Origin of the sequence: Mesorhizobium sp. AD1-1, assembly GCF_020164655.1 — a bacterium.
GTDB classification, from domain to species: Bacteria; Pseudomonadota; Alphaproteobacteria; order Rhizobiales; family Rhizobiaceae; genus Mesorhizobium; species Mesorhizobium ciceri.
On record NZ_JAIUGP010000004.1, the window covers coordinates 189,655 to 206,820 of the forward strand.

The 17,166-nt window shown below is 65.1% G+C and carries 16 protein-coding genes; 12 read left to right on the top strand and 4 right to left on the bottom strand.

Going from position 1 to position 17,166, the window contains the following annotated elements; genetic code table 11:
- Positions 1 to 26: 26 nt before the first annotated feature.
- Genes LB519_RS10595 through LB519_RS10615 form a run of 5 tightly spaced genes read left to right on the top strand, consistent with a single transcriptional unit; the run spans position 27 to position 4,756 of the window.
- Positions 27 to 824 carry an ABC transporter ATP-binding protein gene (locus LB519_RS10595; RefSeq protein ID WP_013532981.1) on the top strand — a complete coding sequence of 266 codons (798 nt, stop codon included), beginning with the start codon at positions 27 to 29 and terminating at the stop codon, positions 822 to 824.
- Positions 821 to 1,570 carry an ABC transporter ATP-binding protein gene (locus LB519_RS10600; protein WP_027163898.1) on the top strand — a complete coding sequence of 250 codons (750 nt, stop codon included), beginning with the start codon at positions 821 to 823 and terminating at the stop codon, positions 1,568 to 1,570. Before LB519_RS10595 ends, LB519_RS10600 begins: the two co-directional genes overlap by 4 nt.
- Complete coding sequence (locus LB519_RS10605) at positions 1,567 to 2,475, top strand: branched-chain amino acid ABC transporter permease (protein WP_224619819.1); 909 nt, start codon at positions 1,567 to 1,569, stop codon at positions 2,473 to 2,475. The genes LB519_RS10600 and LB519_RS10605 overlap by 4 nt, the downstream gene beginning before the upstream one ends.
- Positions 2,472 to 3,455: a branched-chain amino acid ABC transporter permease gene (locus tag LB519_RS10610; RefSeq protein WP_224620044.1), complete on the top strand. Its 984-nt coding sequence runs from the start codon at positions 2,472 to 2,474 to the stop codon at positions 3,453 to 3,455. The genes LB519_RS10605 and LB519_RS10610 overlap by 4 nt, the downstream gene beginning before the upstream one ends.
- A complete protein-coding gene (locus LB519_RS10615) occupies positions 3,452 to 4,756 on the top strand; it encodes an NAD(P)/FAD-dependent oxidoreductase (protein WP_224619821.1) in 1,305 nt (434 codons plus the stop codon). Before LB519_RS10610 ends, LB519_RS10615 begins: the two co-directional genes overlap by 4 nt.
- An 8-nt stretch (positions 4,757 to 4,764) precedes the next feature.
- Here the strand turns inward: LB519_RS10615 and LB519_RS10620 are convergent, their stop codons facing one another.
- Genes LB519_RS10620 through LB519_RS10635 form a run of 4 tightly spaced genes read right to left on the bottom strand, consistent with a single transcriptional unit; the run spans position 4,765 to position 9,099 of the window.
- Entirely contained in the window at positions 4,765 to 5,421 is a 657-nt protein-coding gene (locus LB519_RS10620; protein WP_224619822.1) for a GntR family transcriptional regulator, read from the bottom strand.
- Between the two features lie 16 nt (positions 5,422 to 5,437).
- The gene (locus tag LB519_RS10625) at positions 5,438 to 6,742 is read right to left on the bottom strand and encodes an aspartate aminotransferase family protein (RefSeq protein WP_224619824.1); all 1,305 of its coding nucleotides are present in this window, start codon (positions 6,740 to 6,742) and stop codon (positions 5,438 to 5,440) included.
- Positions 6,743 to 6,748: 6 nt separating this feature from the next.
- Positions 6,749 to 7,807 carry a phosphotransferase gene (locus LB519_RS10630; RefSeq protein WP_224619826.1) on the bottom strand — a complete coding sequence of 353 codons (1,059 nt, stop codon included), beginning with the start codon at positions 7,805 to 7,807 and terminating at the stop codon, positions 6,749 to 6,751.
- The gene (locus tag LB519_RS10635; protein ID WP_224619828.1) at positions 7,804 to 9,099 is read right to left on the bottom strand and encodes an ArgE/DapE family deacylase; all 1,296 of its coding nucleotides are present in this window, start codon (positions 9,097 to 9,099) and stop codon (positions 7,804 to 7,806) included. Before LB519_RS10635 ends, LB519_RS10630 begins: the two co-directional genes overlap by 4 nt.
- Positions 9,100 to 9,302: 203 nt before the next feature.
- On the opposite strand from LB519_RS10635, the gene LB519_RS10640 reads away from it, so the two are divergent.
- The 7 genes from LB519_RS10640 to LB519_RS10670 all read left to right on the top strand — a co-directional run bounded on the left by LB519_RS10640 (position 9,303) and on the right by LB519_RS10670 (position 17,143).
- A complete protein-coding gene (locus tag LB519_RS10640) occupies positions 9,303 to 9,965 on the top strand; it encodes a GNAT family N-acetyltransferase (protein ID WP_224619830.1) in 663 nt (220 codons plus the stop codon).
- Positions 9,962 to 12,688, top strand: coding sequence for a LuxR C-terminal-related transcriptional regulator (locus tag LB519_RS10645; RefSeq protein WP_224619832.1), 2,727 nt, complete (start codon positions 9,962 to 9,964; stop codon positions 12,686 to 12,688). The genes LB519_RS10640 and LB519_RS10645 overlap by 4 nt, the downstream gene beginning before the upstream one ends.
- A gap of 83 nt (positions 12,689 to 12,771) precedes the next feature.
- The gene (locus LB519_RS10650) at positions 12,772 to 13,893 is read left to right on the top strand and encodes a class II histone deacetylase (protein WP_013532992.1); all 1,122 of its coding nucleotides are present in this window, start codon (positions 12,772 to 12,774) and stop codon (positions 13,891 to 13,893) included.
- Positions 13,838 to 14,755, top strand: a complete 918-nt coding sequence (gene urtB / locus LB519_RS10655) for an urea ABC transporter permease subunit UrtB (RefSeq protein ID WP_224619834.1) — start codon at positions 13,838 to 13,840, stop codon at positions 14,753 to 14,755. Before LB519_RS10650 ends, urtB begins: the two co-directional genes overlap by 56 nt.
- Positions 14,752 to 15,738, top strand: a complete 987-nt coding sequence (locus LB519_RS10660) for a branched-chain amino acid ABC transporter permease (RefSeq protein ID WP_024502520.1) — start codon at positions 14,752 to 14,754, stop codon at positions 15,736 to 15,738. Before urtB ends, LB519_RS10660 begins: the two co-directional genes overlap by 4 nt.
- Positions 15,735 to 16,439, top strand: a complete 705-nt coding sequence (locus tag LB519_RS10665; protein ID WP_224619843.1) for an ATP-binding cassette domain-containing protein — start codon at positions 15,735 to 15,737, stop codon at positions 16,437 to 16,439. The genes LB519_RS10660 and LB519_RS10665 overlap by 4 nt, the downstream gene beginning before the upstream one ends.
- A gap of 2 nt (positions 16,440 to 16,441) precedes the next feature.
- A complete protein-coding gene (locus tag LB519_RS10670; protein WP_224619844.1) occupies positions 16,442 to 17,143 on the top strand; it encodes an ABC transporter ATP-binding protein in 702 nt (233 codons plus the stop codon).
- Positions 17,144 to 17,166 lie beyond the last annotated feature (23 nt).

A 17,166-nucleotide genomic window follows, 5' to 3' on the forward strand; every position in this document is an offset into this window, starting at 1 on the left:
GCGATCGTCTTCGGCCAGAGGGTTTGATGAGCGAGGCAACCAAACGGCAAGGGGAAACCCGCGCGCCGGTTCTGACGGCAAGGAATGTCGTCAGGCGGTTCGGCGGCCTTGTCGCGGTCAACGACGTCTCGTTTAACGTCAAAGCGGGCGAAATCCTCGGCCTCATCGGCCCCAACGGCGCCGGCAAGACGACGATGTTCGACCTGCTTGCCGGCAGCATATTGCCGACCAGCGGCGAAATCCTTCTCAACGGCGCGCGCGTCTCGGGCGAAGCAGCACATCTGCGCATCGGACGCGGTCTCGGCCGCACGTTTCAGATACCGCGCCCGCTGCCCAACCTGACGCTGATCGAAAACATCATGCTGGCGGCACAGGGTCAGGCCGGCGAAAAGCTGCTTGCCAATTTCGTCACGCCATGGCGCGTCGCCGCGCAGGAAAGGGCCGCCAGGACAAAGGCGCTTGAACTGCTGGAACTGGTCGCCCTCGCCCATCTCGCGCATGAGCCGGCGCGCGTGCTTTCCGGCGGCCAGCGCAAGCTGCTCGAACTCGCCCGCGTGATGATGGCCGATCCGGCGATCATCTTGCTCGACGAACCGGCGGCCGGCGTCAACGCGACGCTGCTCGAAGTCATCATCGACCGCATCCGCGACATCAATGCGCGCGGTATCACCTTCCTGCTGATCGAGCATAATATCGACATGGTGACGCGGCTCTGCCATCGCGTCCTCGTCATGGCGAGCGGCCAGCTGCTCAGTGAAGGCACGGCCGAAGAGGTCGCTCGCGACCCGCGCGTCATCGAGGCCTATCTCGGAGGCGCGGCATGAGCGAGATCGTTCTCGATGTCCGCGACCTCGAAGCCGGCTACGAGCCCGGCGTGCCGATCGTGCGCGGCGCCTCGATCACCGTCGCCAAGGGCGAGATCGTCGTGGTGCTCGGCCCCAACGGCGCCGGCAAGTCTAGCTTCATCAAGGCCATCGCCGGCCTCGTCCCGATCACCGGCGGCACAGTGTTTCTGGACAGCAAGGACATCACTGCCGCGCCGGCCCACACCATGGTGCGGCTCGGGCTGGCCTTCGTGCCGCAGACCGAAAATATCTTCCCACTGATGTCGGTCGAGGACAATCTCAGAGTTGCTTGCGGCATCCTTGAGCGGCGCGAGATTCCTGCGCGCATCGAGGAGATGTATGCCGCCTTCCCCGATCTCGTCCGCCAGCGCCGCACCGCCGCCGGCAACCTCTCGGGCGGACAACGGCAGATGCTCGCCGTTGCGCGGGCGCTGATCGTCCACCCCAAGGTGCTGGTGCTAGACGAGCCGTCGGCCGGCCTGTCGCCGAAATTCGTCTCGATGGTGTTCGAGATGCTGGCAAACATCCGCAAGTCCGGCGTCACCATCCTGCTCGTCGAACAGAATGCCAAGGCAGCGCTCGCCATCGGCGACCGCGCCTATGTGCTGGTCGAAGGCAAAGACCGGCACGAGGGCATTGCTTCCGAGCTGTGGAACGATCCGGTAGTCGCCGAACTCTATCTCGGCCAGCGCCCCCGCAAGTCCGGCACAGGAGGTGGGGCATGAGCCTGCAATTTGTCGTCGACGGATTGCTGACGGGTTCGATGATCGGCTTGGGCGCCATCGGCGTGACGCTTACCTATTCGATCCTGCGCTTCTCGAACTTTGCCCATGGCGACTTCATGGCCTGGGGCACCTATGCGACGCTGGCCGTCGTCAGCGCCATCGGCGCGACAGTCGGCAAGGTGGCACCGATCGCACCGCTGTCCTTCGGCTGGCCGCTGATTGTCGCGCTGGTCGCCGGCATGGCGTTCACCGCTTTGCTGGCGCTGCTGCTCGACAAGGTGCTGTTTTCGCGGCTGCGCTCGCAAGGCCAGGCGATCATCGTGGTGATGGCGAGCTTCGGTGCCTCGATGGCGCTGAGAAGCCTGCTCGAATTCACCTTCACCTCGCGGCCGACCTATTTCAGCCGGGCGATCCAGATCGCCATGCCGGTCGGCTTCGGCATCCGCATCACATCAGACCAGATCGCGCTTTTGCTGCTGACCGCGGTGCTGGTGCTCGCCGTGCATCTGTTGATGACGCGCACGCAGACCGGCCGCTCGATGCAGGCCCTGAGCCAGAACGCGGCACTGGCCCGCATCGTCGGCATCGACGTCGCCAGCGTGGTGCGCGTCACCTGGGTCATCGGCGGGGCGCTGGCCTGCGTGGCCGGCGTGATGATCGGCATCCTGGTGCAGATCCGCCCGTTCATGGGCTTCGACATGCTGCTGCCGATGTTTGCCGCCGCCATTCTCGGCGGCATCGGCAGCATCCCCGGCGCCGTGCTCGGCGGCCTGATCATCGGGCTCGCCGAGGCCGGTGCCGTGCAGCTGATCGGCGCCGAATGGCGCGCCGCCGTCTCCTTCATCATCCTGATGGCGGTGCTGTTCGTGCGGCCGATCGGCCTGTTTGGTGTGAGGGAACGCTGATGGATCTGATCGGCTACGGCGCCTTCTTCCTGACCACCGCGCTGATCTTTTCGCTGGTCACGCTGGGGCTCAATTTGCAGTGGGGCCTGACCGGCCTGTTCAATGTCGGCCTTGCCGGCTTCGTCGCCATCGGCGCCTACACCTCGGCATTGCTGACCACTCCCGACGACGCCGCGCGGCTGGGTGGCCTTGGCCTGCCGATCGTTGTCGGCTGGGCGGGCGCCATGGTCGTCGGCGGCATTGCCGCGGCGTTAACTGGCATGGCGACGCTGCGGCTCAGGTCCGACTATCTGGCGATCACCACCTTCGGCGTCGCCGTCGTCGTGCAACTGGTCGCGCTCAACGCGCAGAAACTGACCGGCGGCCCGTTCGGCATCGGCTTCATCCCGCGCCCCTTCGGCAGCCTTGCCGAGACGCCGCTGCTGTTCAACCTGTCGAACCTTGCCGTGGTCGCGGCGGTGACTCTGGTCGCCTATTTCGCTCTGGAACATCTGTCGCGCAGCCCGTGGGGCCGCGTGCTGAAGGCGCTACGCGAGGATGAGCGGGCGGCGATCTCGCTTGGCAAGAGCGCGCGTTTCTACCGAGTCCAGGCCTTTGCCGTGGGCGGCGCCATCATGGCGCTGGCCGGTGCACTGCAGGCGCATTTCACCGGCTTCATCGCGCCGGACAATTATTTGCCGATCCTGACTTTCCAGGTCTGGGTGATGCTGATCGTCGGCGGTTCGGGCAGCAATCTCGGCGCCGTCGTCGGCAGCATCCTGGTCTGGGCGATATGGGCTGGGTCGGGCACGCTGACCAGCATCCTGTTCCCGCCGGAACAGCAGGCTCGTGCCGCCGCGCTGCAGATCGCCGCCATCGGCGTCATGCTCTGCGTTATCCTGCTGGTCCGGCCGAACGGGCTGTTCGGCGACAGGCCACGGCGGCCTTGGTTTGGCAAGCGGGCGAGGATCGCTGCAGACAGGAGCAGTTCCAGCTCATGAATGCCGTCATCCGGCAGGAAGCGCACGGCGTTTCGCTCTGGCATGCCGTCGGCCGCAATCGACGTGAGCGGCCGGCACTGCAAGGCGGGCTCGATGTCGACCTAGCAATCGTCGGCGGCGGCTTTTCGGGCCTTTCAACCGCGCTGCACGCCGCCGGCAAAGGCCTTTCCGTCGCCGTTCTCGAAGCCGAATTCATCGCCTGGGGCGCAACCGGCAGGAATGCTGGCTTCGTCGTGCCGAACTTCGCCAAGATGGACCCGGCCGACATACTGGCCCATCTCGGACCATCGCGTGGCGAAAGGCTGATCGATTTCGCCGCCGGCAGCGCCGACCTGGTTTTCCGCCTGATCCGGCAGCACGGCATCGACTGCGACGCCGTGCAGAACGGATGGATCCAGCCGGCGCATTCGCCTGCCGCCTTTGAAAAGGTCAAGTCACGTGCCGGTCAGTGGGCACAGCGTGGCCGGCCGGCAGTCACATTGGATCGGCAGGAAGTCGAAGCCCTGACAGGCGTGCCAGGCTATGTCGGCGGCTGGATGGACCGTTCCGGCGGCGTGCTCAATCCGGTCGCCTATGCGCGCGGATTGGCCGATGCGGCGGAGAAGGCCGGCGCAAAGATCTTCGAGCAGACGCGCGTCACCTCGGTTGATCGCATAGCCGATGGCTGGATGCTGAAAATGCCCTCTGGCTCGGTACGCGCGGGCAAGGTGCTGATCGCCACCAACGCCTATGGCTGGTCCCTCAATCCGTCGTTGCAGCGAACCTACTTCCCGCTGAAAGTCTTCCAGATCGCGACAGCGCCGCTGCCTCGTGAAGTGCGCAACCGATTGCTTCCCGGCGGGCAAGGTGTCGGTGACACCAGACGCAATCTGTTCACCTTCCGCTTCGACGCCGAAAACCGGCTGATCAGCGGCGGCATGCATATCCTTGGCGCCGGTGCGGATACGCGCGTACCGCAGACGATCTGGCGAAGGCTCGGCCGGCATCTCGGTCTGCCCGACCTGCCGCCGCTTGCCTACAGCTGGTCGGGAATGGCAGCGGTCGAACCGGATTTCCTGCCGCACCTGATCGACCTCGGTCCGGGACTGATCGCCGGTCGCGCCTGCAACGGGCGCGGCATGGCCATGACGACGGCGATGGGCAAGGTTCTGGCCGACTGGGCCGCCGGCACCGACGCCCGCGACCTGCCGCTGCCCTTCGCGCCGCCGGCGCCAATACCGTTCCACGCCGTGCTGCGGCACGCGCCCAACATGCTGCTCGGCTGGAGCATGCTGCGCGACCGGCTGGACGGGACGAGCTAGGCCGACGGCTACCTGGCAGCGTCAAGGTTTGCAGACAGCACAGCGGCCGCCACGGCGATGTCCTCTTCTATGAAAATCCGCACAGTGGGACCGCTGCGCTGCTCCAGTGCGGCGACGATCTTGCGATGCGCGTCGTTGGACTGCGGGATGTAGCGATCGGCCTGCATCAGCAGCTTGAGATAAGGCCCGACCCGCCCCCAGAGGTCGCGGATCATGTTCAAAAGGATCGGCGCGCCGGCATGCTGGTAGATGGCGAAGTGGAACGCCTCGTTCAATGAGAGATAGGCCCTGGCGTCGCCGGCCTCAATGGCACGCTGCATGCCGGCGAGCGTCGCCTGGATGTCAGCCAGCCCGCTTTCGCTCATCCTGGTCGCCGCCATCTCGCCCGCCAGTCCCTCGACGGCGATGCGGATGCGCGTCAGCTCCTCGAAGGCAGGCGCGGACAGCAACGGCACGATGACCGAGCGGTTGTTCTGCATCTCGAGCAGCCGCTCGGCGACAAGCCTCTGCAGCGCCTCGCGGATCGGTGTCGTCGAGATGCCGAACGTCTCGGCGAGCTTGCGGATGACCAGCGCCTGGCCCGGGCTGAAGCCGCCGGAAATCAACTCCTGCTTGAGCGCGCCATAGGCGCGGTCATTCAGGGTCTGATGTTCAAGCTTCAGCATACGCGGGCCGCTCCGATCACCAGTTCGACAGAGCGCGATCGAGCGTCTCGGCCAGTTGCTCGGCATTGTCCCTGGCAAAGGGCAGTGGCGGCCTGATCTTCAGCACATTGCCGCGCGGACCGCAGGACGAGATCAGCACGCCGTCCTCGCGCATGGCTTCGACGACCGCCGATGTCTTGGTGGCGGCCAGAGCCTCGTCGCCGTCCGCCGTCAGCTCGACGCCGAAATAGAGGCCGTTGTGCCTGACATCAGCGACCGCGCCGTGCCGGCCCTGCAGGGCGCGCAGCAGTTCACTCGTATAGGCGCCGACATTGCGCGCATTCTCGATCAGCCCCTCGCCTTCGATGACCTCCAGAACGGCGAGGCCGACGGCGGCCGCGACCGGATTGCCGCCGAAGGTGTTGAAGTAGCCGGTGTTCGAACCGAAGGAGGCGACAAGCTGCGGCCGCACGAGCACGGCACCCATCGGGTGCCCATCGCCGATCGGCTTGCCCATCGAGACGATGTCAGGCTCGATGCCATAGTTTGCGAAGCCCCACATGCCCTGGCCAAGCCGGCCGAAGCCGGACTGGACCTCATCGGCGATGACGATGCCGCCGGCCTTTTTGACGTGATCGGCTGCCTCGCGCATCACCTTCGCATCGGGAAAGAAAATGCCGTCGCTGGAAAAGGCCGAGTCGAGAAGCAGCGCCGCCGGCTTGATGCCTTTTGCTCGCATGTCCTCTATGGCAGCGGCGACATTTCCGGCGAAATCATGCGCGGCCCGGCCATGGTCGCGGAACGTGTCCGGCGCTGCCACCGTGCGGTGGTGCGCTGGCACCCCCTTTGCCCCGACCGCCGCCGGCGACAGTTGCGCCGTCGCTATGGTGGCGCCGTGATAGGCGAAATCGGTGATGATCACCCCGGTGCCGCCGCTGGAATGCTGGGCAATGCGGATGGCAAGGTCGTTCGCCTCGCTGCCGGTGCAGGTGAACATCGCGTGGCCGAGATGGGCCGGAACGGTGCCGAGAAGCTTTTCCGCGTAATCGAGGATGATCTCGCTGAGATAGCGTGTGTGGGTGTTGAGCGTTGCGGCCTGCCTCGAAAGCGCCTCGACGACGCGCGGATGGCAATGCCCGACCGAGGCGACGTTGTTGTAGGCGTCGAGGAACTTGCGGCCCTGGGCGTCGTAGAGCCACACACCGCTGCCGCGCACCAGATGGATCGGGTTGCGGTAGAAGGCGCGGTAGGTCGGCCCAAGCAGCCTGGCGCGGCGTTCGAGCAGCGCGCGCCCCGATGCAGCCGCGTCGGCATTTGCGGGGTATGGCGAGGACTGGGACACGGGAATCTACTCCGGATTGGAATGGTCGAGAAAATAGCGGCGGGCATCGGTGGACGACAGGCCGTTCAACCGTTCGAGTGAAGCCCAGACTTCGGTGGCGAGGCGCAGCACGTAGTCGCGCTTGGCCGGGAAACGCTCGGCCTGCCAGCTGGCGATGTTGACGATGAGCGCAAGTCGGGCACGGATCAGATCGAAGAGAATGCCAATCTCTTCCTGCTCCAGTGGTTGGAGCGACTGATAACCTGCGACAAAGCGCGCTGCCGGTGCCAGCGGATGGCCTTCCGCCGGCCAGCGGTAGACGGCGCCGATGGCGAGGTCGCAGATCAGCGGCGAATGGATCATGTCGCCGAAATCGAGAATGCCGCTCACGACCTCCGGCCGCGAAGCATCCATCACCACATTGTAGGAATTCATGTCGTTGTGGACGATCTGCGCGCGCAGGCTCGGGATGACCGGCGCAGCATGCTGCTCGAAGGAGTCGATCGCGCGCTCGACCATCGCCCGCCGACTCGGATCAGTGATGTGCGCCATCATCGGCCGTGTCTTGGCGAGCTTGCGGATGTCCCAGAGCAGGTCGTTGCCGGCGGCCGGATGGAAGAAGCCGCGCAGCGCCCGGCTGAGGCGGGCGAGGAAGATGCCCAGATTGCGATCCTGCGCCTCGGAAGTCGGCGAGCGCGACAGCAACTGACCGGACAGATAGGTCACCAGCCGGATAATGCGCGGCGCCGATCCAGCGACGCTGACCGCGAACTGCGCTTCATCCTCGAGGCTTTTGCGCACCGAGGGAACCGGCAAGGTGGGGTCGACCGCAAGGATGTGGTCGAGCGCCTTGTTCTGGAAATCGGTGAAGCCAGCTTCTTCCGCCGGATGGGAGATCTTCAGGACGAACTCGCCCTCGCCGTCGGTCTGAATATGGAAATTGTGGTCGCGTTCGCCAGGCAGCGGACGCGCGGTGCCGGTCAGCCCGTAGTGCCGGCGCAGGATGGCGAGCGCGTCGGCCGTGGAGACATCCGGTGCGTCCTCGGCGAGTGTTTCGCCGAACGCATCGGGCACCGCCGCATTCATGGCTTAGCCTCGATAGGTTCGAGGCCACACCAGTCGGCGATGAACAGCGCGATCGTCTGGGTGACCTTGCGCACCGAGTCGAGATCGACGGCCTCGTCATAGCCATGCGGCATGCGGCAGATCGGGCCGTAGACGATCGCCGGCGTGTCGGCATAGAGGCCGAAGAAACGTGCATCGGTGGTCGCCGAGGTGACGTGTTCCGTCAGCGGCTCGCCCCAGACGGCGGTATGGCTGCGGCGTAGCACCGCTTCCATCTCGTCGGCGCCCTCCAGCACATAGCCCTCGGCCATGAAGCCATTGTAGGTCATCTTGGGTGGTCGGTTGGCCAGGAACGGATCGGCGCGCGCCGCATCGGCAATGCAGGCCTCGAGCTCGGCCCTGGCGTCTTCGAGCCTCTGGCCGGGATAGGTGGCGACGCGAATCTCGAAGACACAGCGCGCCGGAACGCTCGATGTCCACTCGCCGCCTTCGATCTTGCCGAGGTTGAAGCGGATCGGATGCGGGTGATCATGGAAATGCGGATCATCGACCTTGCGCGCGTTCCAGACGATTTCGAGCTGCTTCAGCGCCTGGATGATGACGAAGGCTTTTTCAATGGCATTGGCGCCGGCCGAAAATGCACCCGACGCATGCTGCGGATCGCCGTCGACCTCGACCCGGAACCAGATCGGCCCGACCTGAGCCCTCATCAGCCTTGGTTCCAGCGGCTCGGGAATGAAGGCGGCGTCGGCGCGGTAGCCGCGCTGCAGGCATGCAAGCGCGCCATTGCCGGTGCATTCCTCCTCGACCACCGACTGGAGATACACGTTCGCGGCCGGCTGATAGCCAAGGCTACGCAAGGCGCTCAGTGCATAGAGGCAGGCGGACAGGCCGGCCTTCATGTCGCCGGCGCCGCGACCATGCATCCAGCCGTCCTCGATCACCGGGTCGTAGGGATCGCGCACCCAGCGGTCGAGCGGTCCGGTCGGAACGACATCGATATGGCCGTTGAGGATCAGCGAGCGGCCGGTCGCGTTTCGCGGCGTGTGGGTAGCAACGACGTTGAAGGCATCGTCGTAAGAGACCGCCACGGGTGAAAAACCCGGCAGGTCGCGAATCTCATCGACATCGACGCGCCACATGTCGACCGCGTAGCCATCCGCCTCGTAGGCGGCGGCCATAAACGACTGCGCGGGGTGTTCCTCGCCACGTTGGGAGGGAAAGCGCACGAGGTCTTGCAGAAACGCGACCTGTCGGGCGAAGCCATCATCGACTGCCCTCAGAATGGCCTCATCCGCAATCCGCTCAGGCATCATATTTCACTTTCACCTGGATGATGTATCATATCTCATATGCCATTCCTGTGAAATGCAAGAGGCATACGCGCCAAACTTTCAGTCCAGGACTTGCCGTTCGATACTGCCATGGTCTCGGGGGAGTTGGCATCGGATGCAGCAAGCCGATACTGCTATCTCTGGAAGACATGACGAGGAATGCGTTGATCACAGAAGACACGATGCCCGCCGAAATCACCGATCTCGCCATTGGCTACCATCGCCTGCCGGCTGGCAAGCTTGCCAATGCGGTGACCTGGATGGAAGCGCGTACGCCGCAGCCGGATCTCGCGTACCCCTTGGCCATGACACGGATCACGACGCCCGACTGCGTTTCCTACCGGGCGATCTTTCTCGAGATCGGCGCACCCTGGCTGTGGGACCGCGTTTCCGAAATGTCCGATGCCGAAATCACCGAGCATTTCGCCGACCCGCGCCAGCATCTCTACTACGGCCATGACGAAACCGGCGCGCATCTCGGCATGGTCGAGTTCTTCGTCGCCGACAGTAACGAGATCGAGATCACCTATTTCGGCCTGTTCCCGTCCCTGACCGGCCGCGGTTTCGGCAAACGGCTGATGGCCGGGGCACTGGAGCTCGCATGGCGTATCAACCCGAGCCGCATCTGGCTGCATACAAGCAGCTTCGATCATCACAGCGTCATCGGATTCTACAGCGCCTGCGGGTTCGTGCCCTTCGCTACCGGATTTGAGATCGTCGACGATCCCCGTATCAAGGGAACCTTGCCGCGCGATGCCGCACCGCAAATTCCGCTGATCGAAGCGGAGTGGAGCGGCTGCGGCGACTCTCCCCCAGAGAGCTACAGGCTGTGCGGACCTAGATGAGAACAGCTCCGCAATCCGTCAGCCAAGCGTCGCCGCACCATCGCCGATGGGTGCGCCGCGAGACCATTCTGTCGACGCTGGAGCGTCATATCGACACCCGCATCGTGCTGTTCGCCGCGCCCGCCGGCTTCGGCAAATCGACGACGATGGCGCAATGGGCTGCGGAAATCGCACGCCACGGCAGGCTGACGGCATGGCTGTCCTGCGAGGCGACGGACAATGATGAGGGCGCCTTCCTATCGCATCTGGTGGGCGCGCTGCGCCATCTGGTCCAGAGCCCGGCGGAACTCGACCTTGCCTTCCAGTCGAGCCCCATCCCGCAGCTCGATGTCGTGCTCGCGGCACTTGTGGCGGGTCTGGCGGCGCGCGAGGCCGACATCACCCTGTTCTTCGACGATTACCACGCCGTCGAGGCGCCGGCGGTGAAGCGGTTCATGGAGCGCCTGACCCGGCAGGCGCCGGAAAATGTTGCTTTCGTCATCGGCTCACGCAGCCTGCCCGACCTGCAGCTCGGCAAGCTCCGGGTGCTTGGCGACGTTTTCGAAATCGGCCCCGACGATCTGCGTTTCGCCTCATCCGAGGCCGAAGCTTTCTTCAACGACAAGCTGGGCCTGAGCGTCAGCAGCGGCACGGTGGAGACCTTGTGCTCGCGCACCGAAGGATGGGCCGCCGGCCTGCAACTGGCCTCTTTGTCACTGAGTGCCGCGCATGCACCGGAAACCGTCATCGGCAATTTTACCGGCGCCAACCGAAACGTCGCCGACTTCCTGATGGGCGAAGTGTTCCTGGAACTGCCGCCGGCGATCGCAAAATTCCTGCTCTACAGCTCGATCTTCGAACGCTTCAGCGCCGAGGCCTGCCGGGCGGTGATGCGCGCGGCCGACGCCGAAGCGGCGATCACCGAGATCGAGACGCGCAACCTGTTCCTGGTGCCGCTCGACGAAGAGCGGCGCTGGTTCCGCTTCCATCATCTGTTCCGCGATTTCCTCAGCCGCGAAATGGAACGGCGCGAACCGGAGATGATCGCGCCGCTGCATCTGGCGGCCGCCGAATGGTTCGGCGAGCGCAAGATGCTGACAGAGGCGATCGGGCACGCGCTGGCCGCCGGCGACCAGGCCCGCGCGGCGGTGTTCGTGGAGAACAATGCGCTCGACCTCATCGCCCAGTGCCAGCTTCTCTACGTGCGCCAACTGCTGGCACTGCTGCCGAGGAAGCTGATCGACCAGCGCATTCGGCTGCAACTGGTCGTGCTGTGGTTGGCGGTGCACAGCAGCCAGCCGGAGATTGCCCAACAGACGCTGAGCAATGCGCGCAAGTTGGTCGAGACCGGACCGACCGACAGCAACGACCCAGGCACGATGACCGGCACAACGATCGAGGCTGAGCTCGTGGTTCTCGCCGCCGCCGTTCACAGCACGCTGGAGCAGTTCGATCAGGCGCGCGACACAGCCCTTGCGGCCCTGCGCGTCATCGCGCCCGATGCCTGGTTCATGGAGGGCGCTACCGCCAATGTCATTGGCTACAACCTCTATGCGCTGGGTGACCTCGACGGCGCACGCGCCGCCATCGATGCGGCACGCCGGGCGCATGAGCGAAGCGGCAGCCTGCTCGGCGTCACCATTGCCAATTGCTACATGGCCGTGATCGAGCGTTCGGCGGGCCGCTTGCCCGCCGCCGAGCGGCTGCTGCGCAACGCGATCATCGAGGCTCGGGCGCGGATCGGTGCAAACTCCTATGCCGAGGCCCTGGCCGGCACGCTGGTTGCGGAACTTGCCTATGAGACCAATGCGTCGGGCGAAGCGCTGACCCTGGTCGAGAATCTCGGACCGCAGATCGAAGGCGCGGCAGTCATTGTCTATCCTCTGGCCAGCGTGCCGACCTATGCCCGCGTGCTGCAGCTGACCGGTCGCACCGAAGCGGCACTGGATATGCTTGAGCGCGTCTATCAACGCGTACATGGCACGGTGTATCGCCGCCTGGCATCGATGATCGTGCATGACCGCATACGTGTGCTGCTCGACCAGAACCGTATTGCCGAGGCGCGTGCGCTGCTGGCCGAGCATCGGGGCGAAGGGACCGAGGCTTCGGTGGTCATCACTACCGCCAACGAGTTCGAGTTCTTTGCCGAGGGCCGCCTGCTGACGGCCGAGAAATCCTATGCCGCTGCCGCGGGGGTTTTCGACGCGCTGCTCGAGCGCACGAAAGACAGCGGGCGCATGCGCCGCCATATATTGGCGCTGATCCTGCGCGCCAAAGCGGCCAGCGCTGCCCACGACCAACGCGAGGCAGACCGCAATCTCCTCAATGCGTTGCGTCTCGCCCAACCCTCCGGCTTCATCCGCTCTTTCGTCGACGAGGGAAGGCCTGTTGTCGAAGGGTTGATGCGGCTGCGCGCGGCCCAGGCGAAGACCGATCCCGCACTGTCAGCCTATGCGTCGCGCATCATCGATGCCGCGCAGGCGATGCCCGTGTCGACGCGCAAGCTGGCCGCACCAGCCGCCGAGAAGGAACAGCTCACCCAGCGCGAGGCCGAACTGCTGCGCTATCTCACCGAGGGCATGTCCAACCGCGATATCGCCTTGGCGTTGTCGGTGAGCGAGACCACGGTGAAATGGCATCTGAAGAACATTTTCGGCAAGCTCGCGGTGACCAACCGGGTGCAGGCGGTGCGCGCTGCGCAAGGATCTGCAGGCGCCCATACCCCTCCGAAAGGAGGGGCATAGATAAGAGGCGCGACCCCACTTTCGGGTCGGGCGATCTGATCGTTAGCCTGCTAGCGTCACCTGGTTTTCAGAGGACGCTGCGGATGGCGACAGGCTACGTTTTTCACGAACAGCTGATGTGGCATGACACCGGCTCCAGCGCCGACATGATGCCGCCCGGCCGTTTCGTGGAACCCGGCCGGCATCTGGAATCCCCTGGCTCCAAGCGCCGGCTGAACAACCTCATCCAGGTCAGCGGCCTGTCGCGGCATCTGGTGCCGATCATCCCCGAGCCGGTCTCGGTCGACGACCTGTTGCGCGTGCACACGCAACGCCATGTCGACGATATTCGCATGCTCAGCGAACGCGGCTCCGGTTTCGCCGGGCCGCAGGCGCCGATCGGCCTCAACAGTTTTGACATCGCGCTGCTGTCGGCCGGCACCACCTATGCCGCGATGCGCGCCGTGCTGACGGGCCGCGTCGACAATGCCTATGCGCTGGCGCGGCCGCCGGGACACCATGCCGAGCCCGACCAGGCGATGGGCAACTGCCTGTTCTCCAACATTGGCGTCGCTGTCCGCCGGCTGCAGCATGAAGGCCTGCTCGGGCGCGCGGCGATAGTCGACTGGGATGTGCATCACGGCAACGGCACCGAGACGGTGTTCTATTCCGACCCGTCGGTTCTGACCATTTCCGTGCACCAGGACAATCTCTATCCGACCGGGCGCGGTGCGCTGGCCGACAACGGGAAAGATGCCGGCGAGGGCTTTAACATCAACATCCCGCTGCCGGCCGGCAGCGGAACCGGTGCTTATGAAGCGACTTTCGACCGCGTTGTCGCGCCGGCACTGCGCGCCTACAGACCGGACCTCGTCATCGTCGCCTCCGGCTTCGATGCGTCCGGCTTCGATCCACTCGGCCGCATGATGCTCAACAGCGAATGCTTCAGGCGTCTTGCCGCGCGCATGGTTGCGCTGGCCGCCGAGACCTCGCAAGGGCGCCTGATGATGACCCATGAAGGCGGCTACTCCGAGGGCTATGTGCCGTTCTGCGGCCATGCCGTCATCGAGACGCTAGCCAATCACCGTACCGAAGTGGTCGACCCTTTGTCGGACCATATCGACGAATGGGCCGGGCAAGACCTGCAGCTTCATCAGGCCGCGGTGATCGATGCCGCCGAAGGCCTGCTCGCCGGCCTGCGCCAACGTCTCGCCAGTGCGGCCTGACGCGATGGATTTCGTCATCACCACGCTGCTCAATGCGCTGACGCTGATCAGTATCCTGATGCTGGTCGGGCTCGGGCTAGCGATTAGCTTCGGCCTGATGAACGTGACCAATTTGGCACATGGCGAGTTCGTCACCGTCGGCGCCTTCGCGGTCTATTTCGTCCAGAGCATGGGTGGCTCGTTCTGGCTAGGGCTGGCGGCTGCCCCCATCGCCGGCGCGGTGATCGGCTGCATCCTCGAATTCGCCATCATCCGCCATCTCTATTCCAGGCCGGTCTCAACTGTGCTTGCCACCTGGGGCGTCAGCCTGATCCTGCAGCAAGGGCTGGAACTGATCTTCGGTCTCGGCGCCAAGCCGGTGACGCCGCCTATCGAGGGCACGCTCGACCTCTTCTTCACCGTCTACCCGGCCTATCGGCTGATCCTGATCGGCATCGCCATGCTGACCTTGCTCGGCGTCATCCTGCTGATCAGCCGCACGTCCTTCGGTCTCGACATCCGCACCGTCATCCAGAACCGAGAAATGGCCGAGGGCGTCGGCATCAACACGCGGCGCACCTACGCCATCGCCTTCACCTTCGGCGCGGCCATCGCCGGGCTCGCCGGCGGACTGGTCGCGCCGCTGGCGATCGTGCTGCCGCAGATGGGGGTGAACTATCTCGCCAACGCCTTCTTCGTCGTCATTGTCGGCGGCGTCGGCTCGATCGGCGGCCTCGTCGCCGGCAGCGTCTTCGTCGGCGGGCTGACCAGCATCCTCAATTATCAGATCTCGCCGTCGCTGGCGCAGGCGGTCGTGCTGCTGGCGGCCATCGTCGCTGTCCGGCTTCGGCCCAACGGCCTGTTCAACGGAGCGTCGCGATGATCGCCCGCGACCGCAACTGGCTGCTGATCTTCGCCGCCTGCGTGGCGCTCGCGATCATCTATCCGTTCTTTGTCGGCGGGTATCAGCTGACCGTGATCCGCGATGCGCTGATCTTCGGCCTGTTCGCCGCGAGCCTCGACTTCTTCTGGGGCCGCACTGGAATCCTGTGTTTCGGCCACGCTGCGTTTTTCGGCATCGGCGGCTACATCATGGCGCTGATCACGCTCAACGATGCGATCTCCTTCGCCAGCCTGCTTGGCATCATCGGTGCGGTGGCCGGTGCGGCCTTGGTCTCCGCCATCATCGGCTACTTCCTGTTTTTCGGCGGCATCCGTGGCAGCTATTTCACCATCGTCACGCTGGCCATGGGCGTCATCTGCCAGCAGGCGGCGGTCTCCTGGAGCTCGGTCACCGGCGGCGACAGCGGGCTGATCGGCATTCCGCCGATTGCCTTCGATGTCGGCGGGCTGCACGTCGATCTCAGCCAGGACCTGCCCAGCTACATCTTCGTCTCGGCCATCGTCGCGGTGACCGTGCTGGCGCTGTGGTCGATCAGCCGCGGGCGCTGGGGTACGGTGCTGACCGCCATACAGGACAATGAAGTCCGGGCAGCAGCGCTCGGCCACAATGCGCCGTTGCGGCTGCTCGTCACCTTCGTCCTGTCGGCGGCGATCGCCGGCCTTGCCGGCGCGCTCTATGTCTGCATGGCGGGGTTGGTGGCACCGGATCTGTCCGGACTGCTTCTGTCGACGGAAGTCATCGTCTGGGTGGCGGTCGGCGGGCGCGGCACGCTGCTGGGGCCGGTGCTCGGCGCCATCTTCATCCAGCGTGCGCAGCAGACGATCAGCAGTTTCAACCCGAGCCTGTGGCCGCTATTGCTCGGCTGTGTCTTCGTCATCATCGTCTTCGTCCTGCCGGACGGCATCCTGTCGATCTACGCGCGACTGAAAGCCCTGTTCAAAGGCGGGAGGCGCGCACAATGAGCGACATCCTGCTCCAGGCCGAAAATGTCGGCATCCGCTTTGGCGGGCTGCAGGCGCTGGAGGCCCTGAACCTCACTGTACGCGACAAGGAACTCTGCTGCATCATCGGCCCGAACGGCGCCGGCAAAAGCACCTTCCTCAATGTGTTGACCGGTACGCTGCGCCCGACCAGCGGCAGCGTGCGCTTCCTCGGCCACGACATAGCCGGCCTGCCGCTGCATCGCATCGCCCGGCTCGGCATCGCGCGCAAGTTCCAGATCCCGTCCGTCTTCCCGAGCCTCTCGGTGGAAGACAATGTGAAGGTCGCCCGCTGGGGGGCGCCCTCGCCTGTGCGCCCGGTTGACGAATTGCTGGAATTGGTCGCGCTGAGCAATCGCGCCGCCACACCGGCCGGCGAACTCGCGCATGGCCAGAAGCAATGGCTGGAGATCGGCATGGCGCTGGCAATCGAGCCGCGGTTGCTTTTGCTCGACGAACCCACCGCCGGCATGACGCCGCAGGAGACGCTGGCGACGGCCGATATGCTGCTGCGCCTAAAGGGCGAGTTCTCGATCGTCGCCGTCGAACACGATATCCGCTTCGTACGGGCGCTGAACTGCGAGACGCTGGTGCTGCATCAGGGACGCCGCCTGCGCAGCGGTCCTTTCCACGACATCGAGACCGACGAGATGGTCCGCGACGTCTATCTGGGGAGGCGCTGACTATGCTGCGGACAATGGCGGTCTCGGCCGGCTACGGCCCGCTCCCGGTGCTGAACGGCATCGACCTCAGTGTCGCGCCGGGCGAAGTCGTCGGCCTGCTCGGCCGTAACGGCGCTGGCAAGACGACGCTGCTGCGCGTCATCGCCGGCGGCTTGCGGGCGAGTGGTGGCGCGGTCGTTCTCGGTGACAAGGACCTCACCAACGCGCCGGCCTTCCGCCGCGCGCGGGCAGGCATTGCGCATGTGCCGCAGGGGCGCGGGATCTTCAACCAGCTGACGGTGCGGCAAAACCTGGAGGTCGGCACCCGCGCTGCCAAGGACCGTGGCGACGGCGGCATTCCGGCCGACATCTTCGGCTATTTTCCAATCCTGCGCGAACGCGAAGCACAGATCGCAGGCACGCTTTCAGGCGGCCAGCAGCAGATGCTGGCGATCGGCCGCGCGCTGTGCGGCTTGCCCTCGGTGCTGCTGCTCGACGAGCCTTCGGAAGGCATACAGCCGAACATCGTGCAGTCGATCGCCGAGCTGGTGCCGCGCATCGCGCGCGAACGCGGCATCGCGATCGTGCTGGTCGAGCAGAATCTCGATCTCGTTCTCAAGTCATCGGACCGCTGCCTGGTGATGGAGAAGGGCAGGATCGTCCATGAAGGCGCGCCGGAGGCGTTCGCCGACGAGACCCTGCTGAAGGATCTGTTGGCCCTATAGGGCGCGCCTGAAGCGCGCCTGGG

What these genes read in the sequence shown, in the direction of transcription:
- LB519_RS10620 (WP_224619822.1), bottom strand. Translation starts at nt 5,421, where the DNA reads ATGCTGAAGCTTGAACATCAGACCCTGAATGACCGCGCCTATGGCGCG.
- LB519_RS10640 (WP_224619830.1), top strand. Translation starts at nt 9,303, where the DNA reads ATGCCCGCCGAAATCACCGATCTCGCCATTGGCTACCATCGCCTGCCG.
- LB519_RS10650 (WP_013532992.1), top strand. Translation starts at nt 12,772, where the DNA reads ATGGCGACAGGCTACGTTTTTCACGAACAGCTGATGTGGCATGACACC.
- LB519_RS10665 (WP_224619843.1), top strand. Translation starts at nt 15,735, where the DNA reads ATGAGCGACATCCTGCTCCAGGCCGAAAATGTCGGCATCCGCTTTGGC.
- LB519_RS10630 (WP_224619826.1), bottom strand. Translation starts at nt 7,807, where the DNA reads ATGAATGCGGCGGTGCCCGATGCGTTCGGCGAAACACTCGCCGAGGAC.
- LB519_RS10600 (WP_027163898.1), top strand. Translation starts at nt 821, where the DNA reads ATGAGCGAGATCGTTCTCGATGTCCGCGACCTCGAAGCCGGCTACGAG.
- LB519_RS10605 (WP_224619819.1), top strand. Translation starts at nt 1,567, where the DNA reads ATGAGCCTGCAATTTGTCGTCGACGGATTGCTGACGGGTTCGATGATC.
- LB519_RS10595 (WP_013532981.1), top strand. Translation starts at nt 27, where the DNA reads ATGAGCGAGGCAACCAAACGGCAAGGGGAAACCCGCGCGCCGGTTCTG.
- LB519_RS10615 (WP_224619821.1), top strand. Translation starts at nt 3,452, where the DNA reads ATGAATGCCGTCATCCGGCAGGAAGCGCACGGCGTTTCGCTCTGGCAT.
- LB519_RS10660 (WP_024502520.1), top strand. Translation starts at nt 14,752, where the DNA reads ATGATCGCCCGCGACCGCAACTGGCTGCTGATCTTCGCCGCCTGCGTG.
- LB519_RS10645 (WP_224619832.1), top strand. Translation starts at nt 9,962, where the DNA reads ATGAGAACAGCTCCGCAATCCGTCAGCCAAGCGTCGCCGCACCATCGC.
- LB519_RS10670 (WP_224619844.1), top strand. Translation starts at nt 16,442, where the DNA reads ATGCTGCGGACAATGGCGGTCTCGGCCGGCTACGGCCCGCTCCCGGTG.
- LB519_RS10635 (WP_224619828.1), bottom strand. Translation starts at nt 9,099, where the DNA reads ATGCCTGAGCGGATTGCGGATGAGGCCATTCTGAGGGCAGTCGATGAT.
- urtB (WP_224619834.1), top strand. Translation starts at nt 13,838, where the DNA reads ATGCCGCCGAAGGCCTGCTCGCCGGCCTGCGCCAACGTCTCGCCAGTG.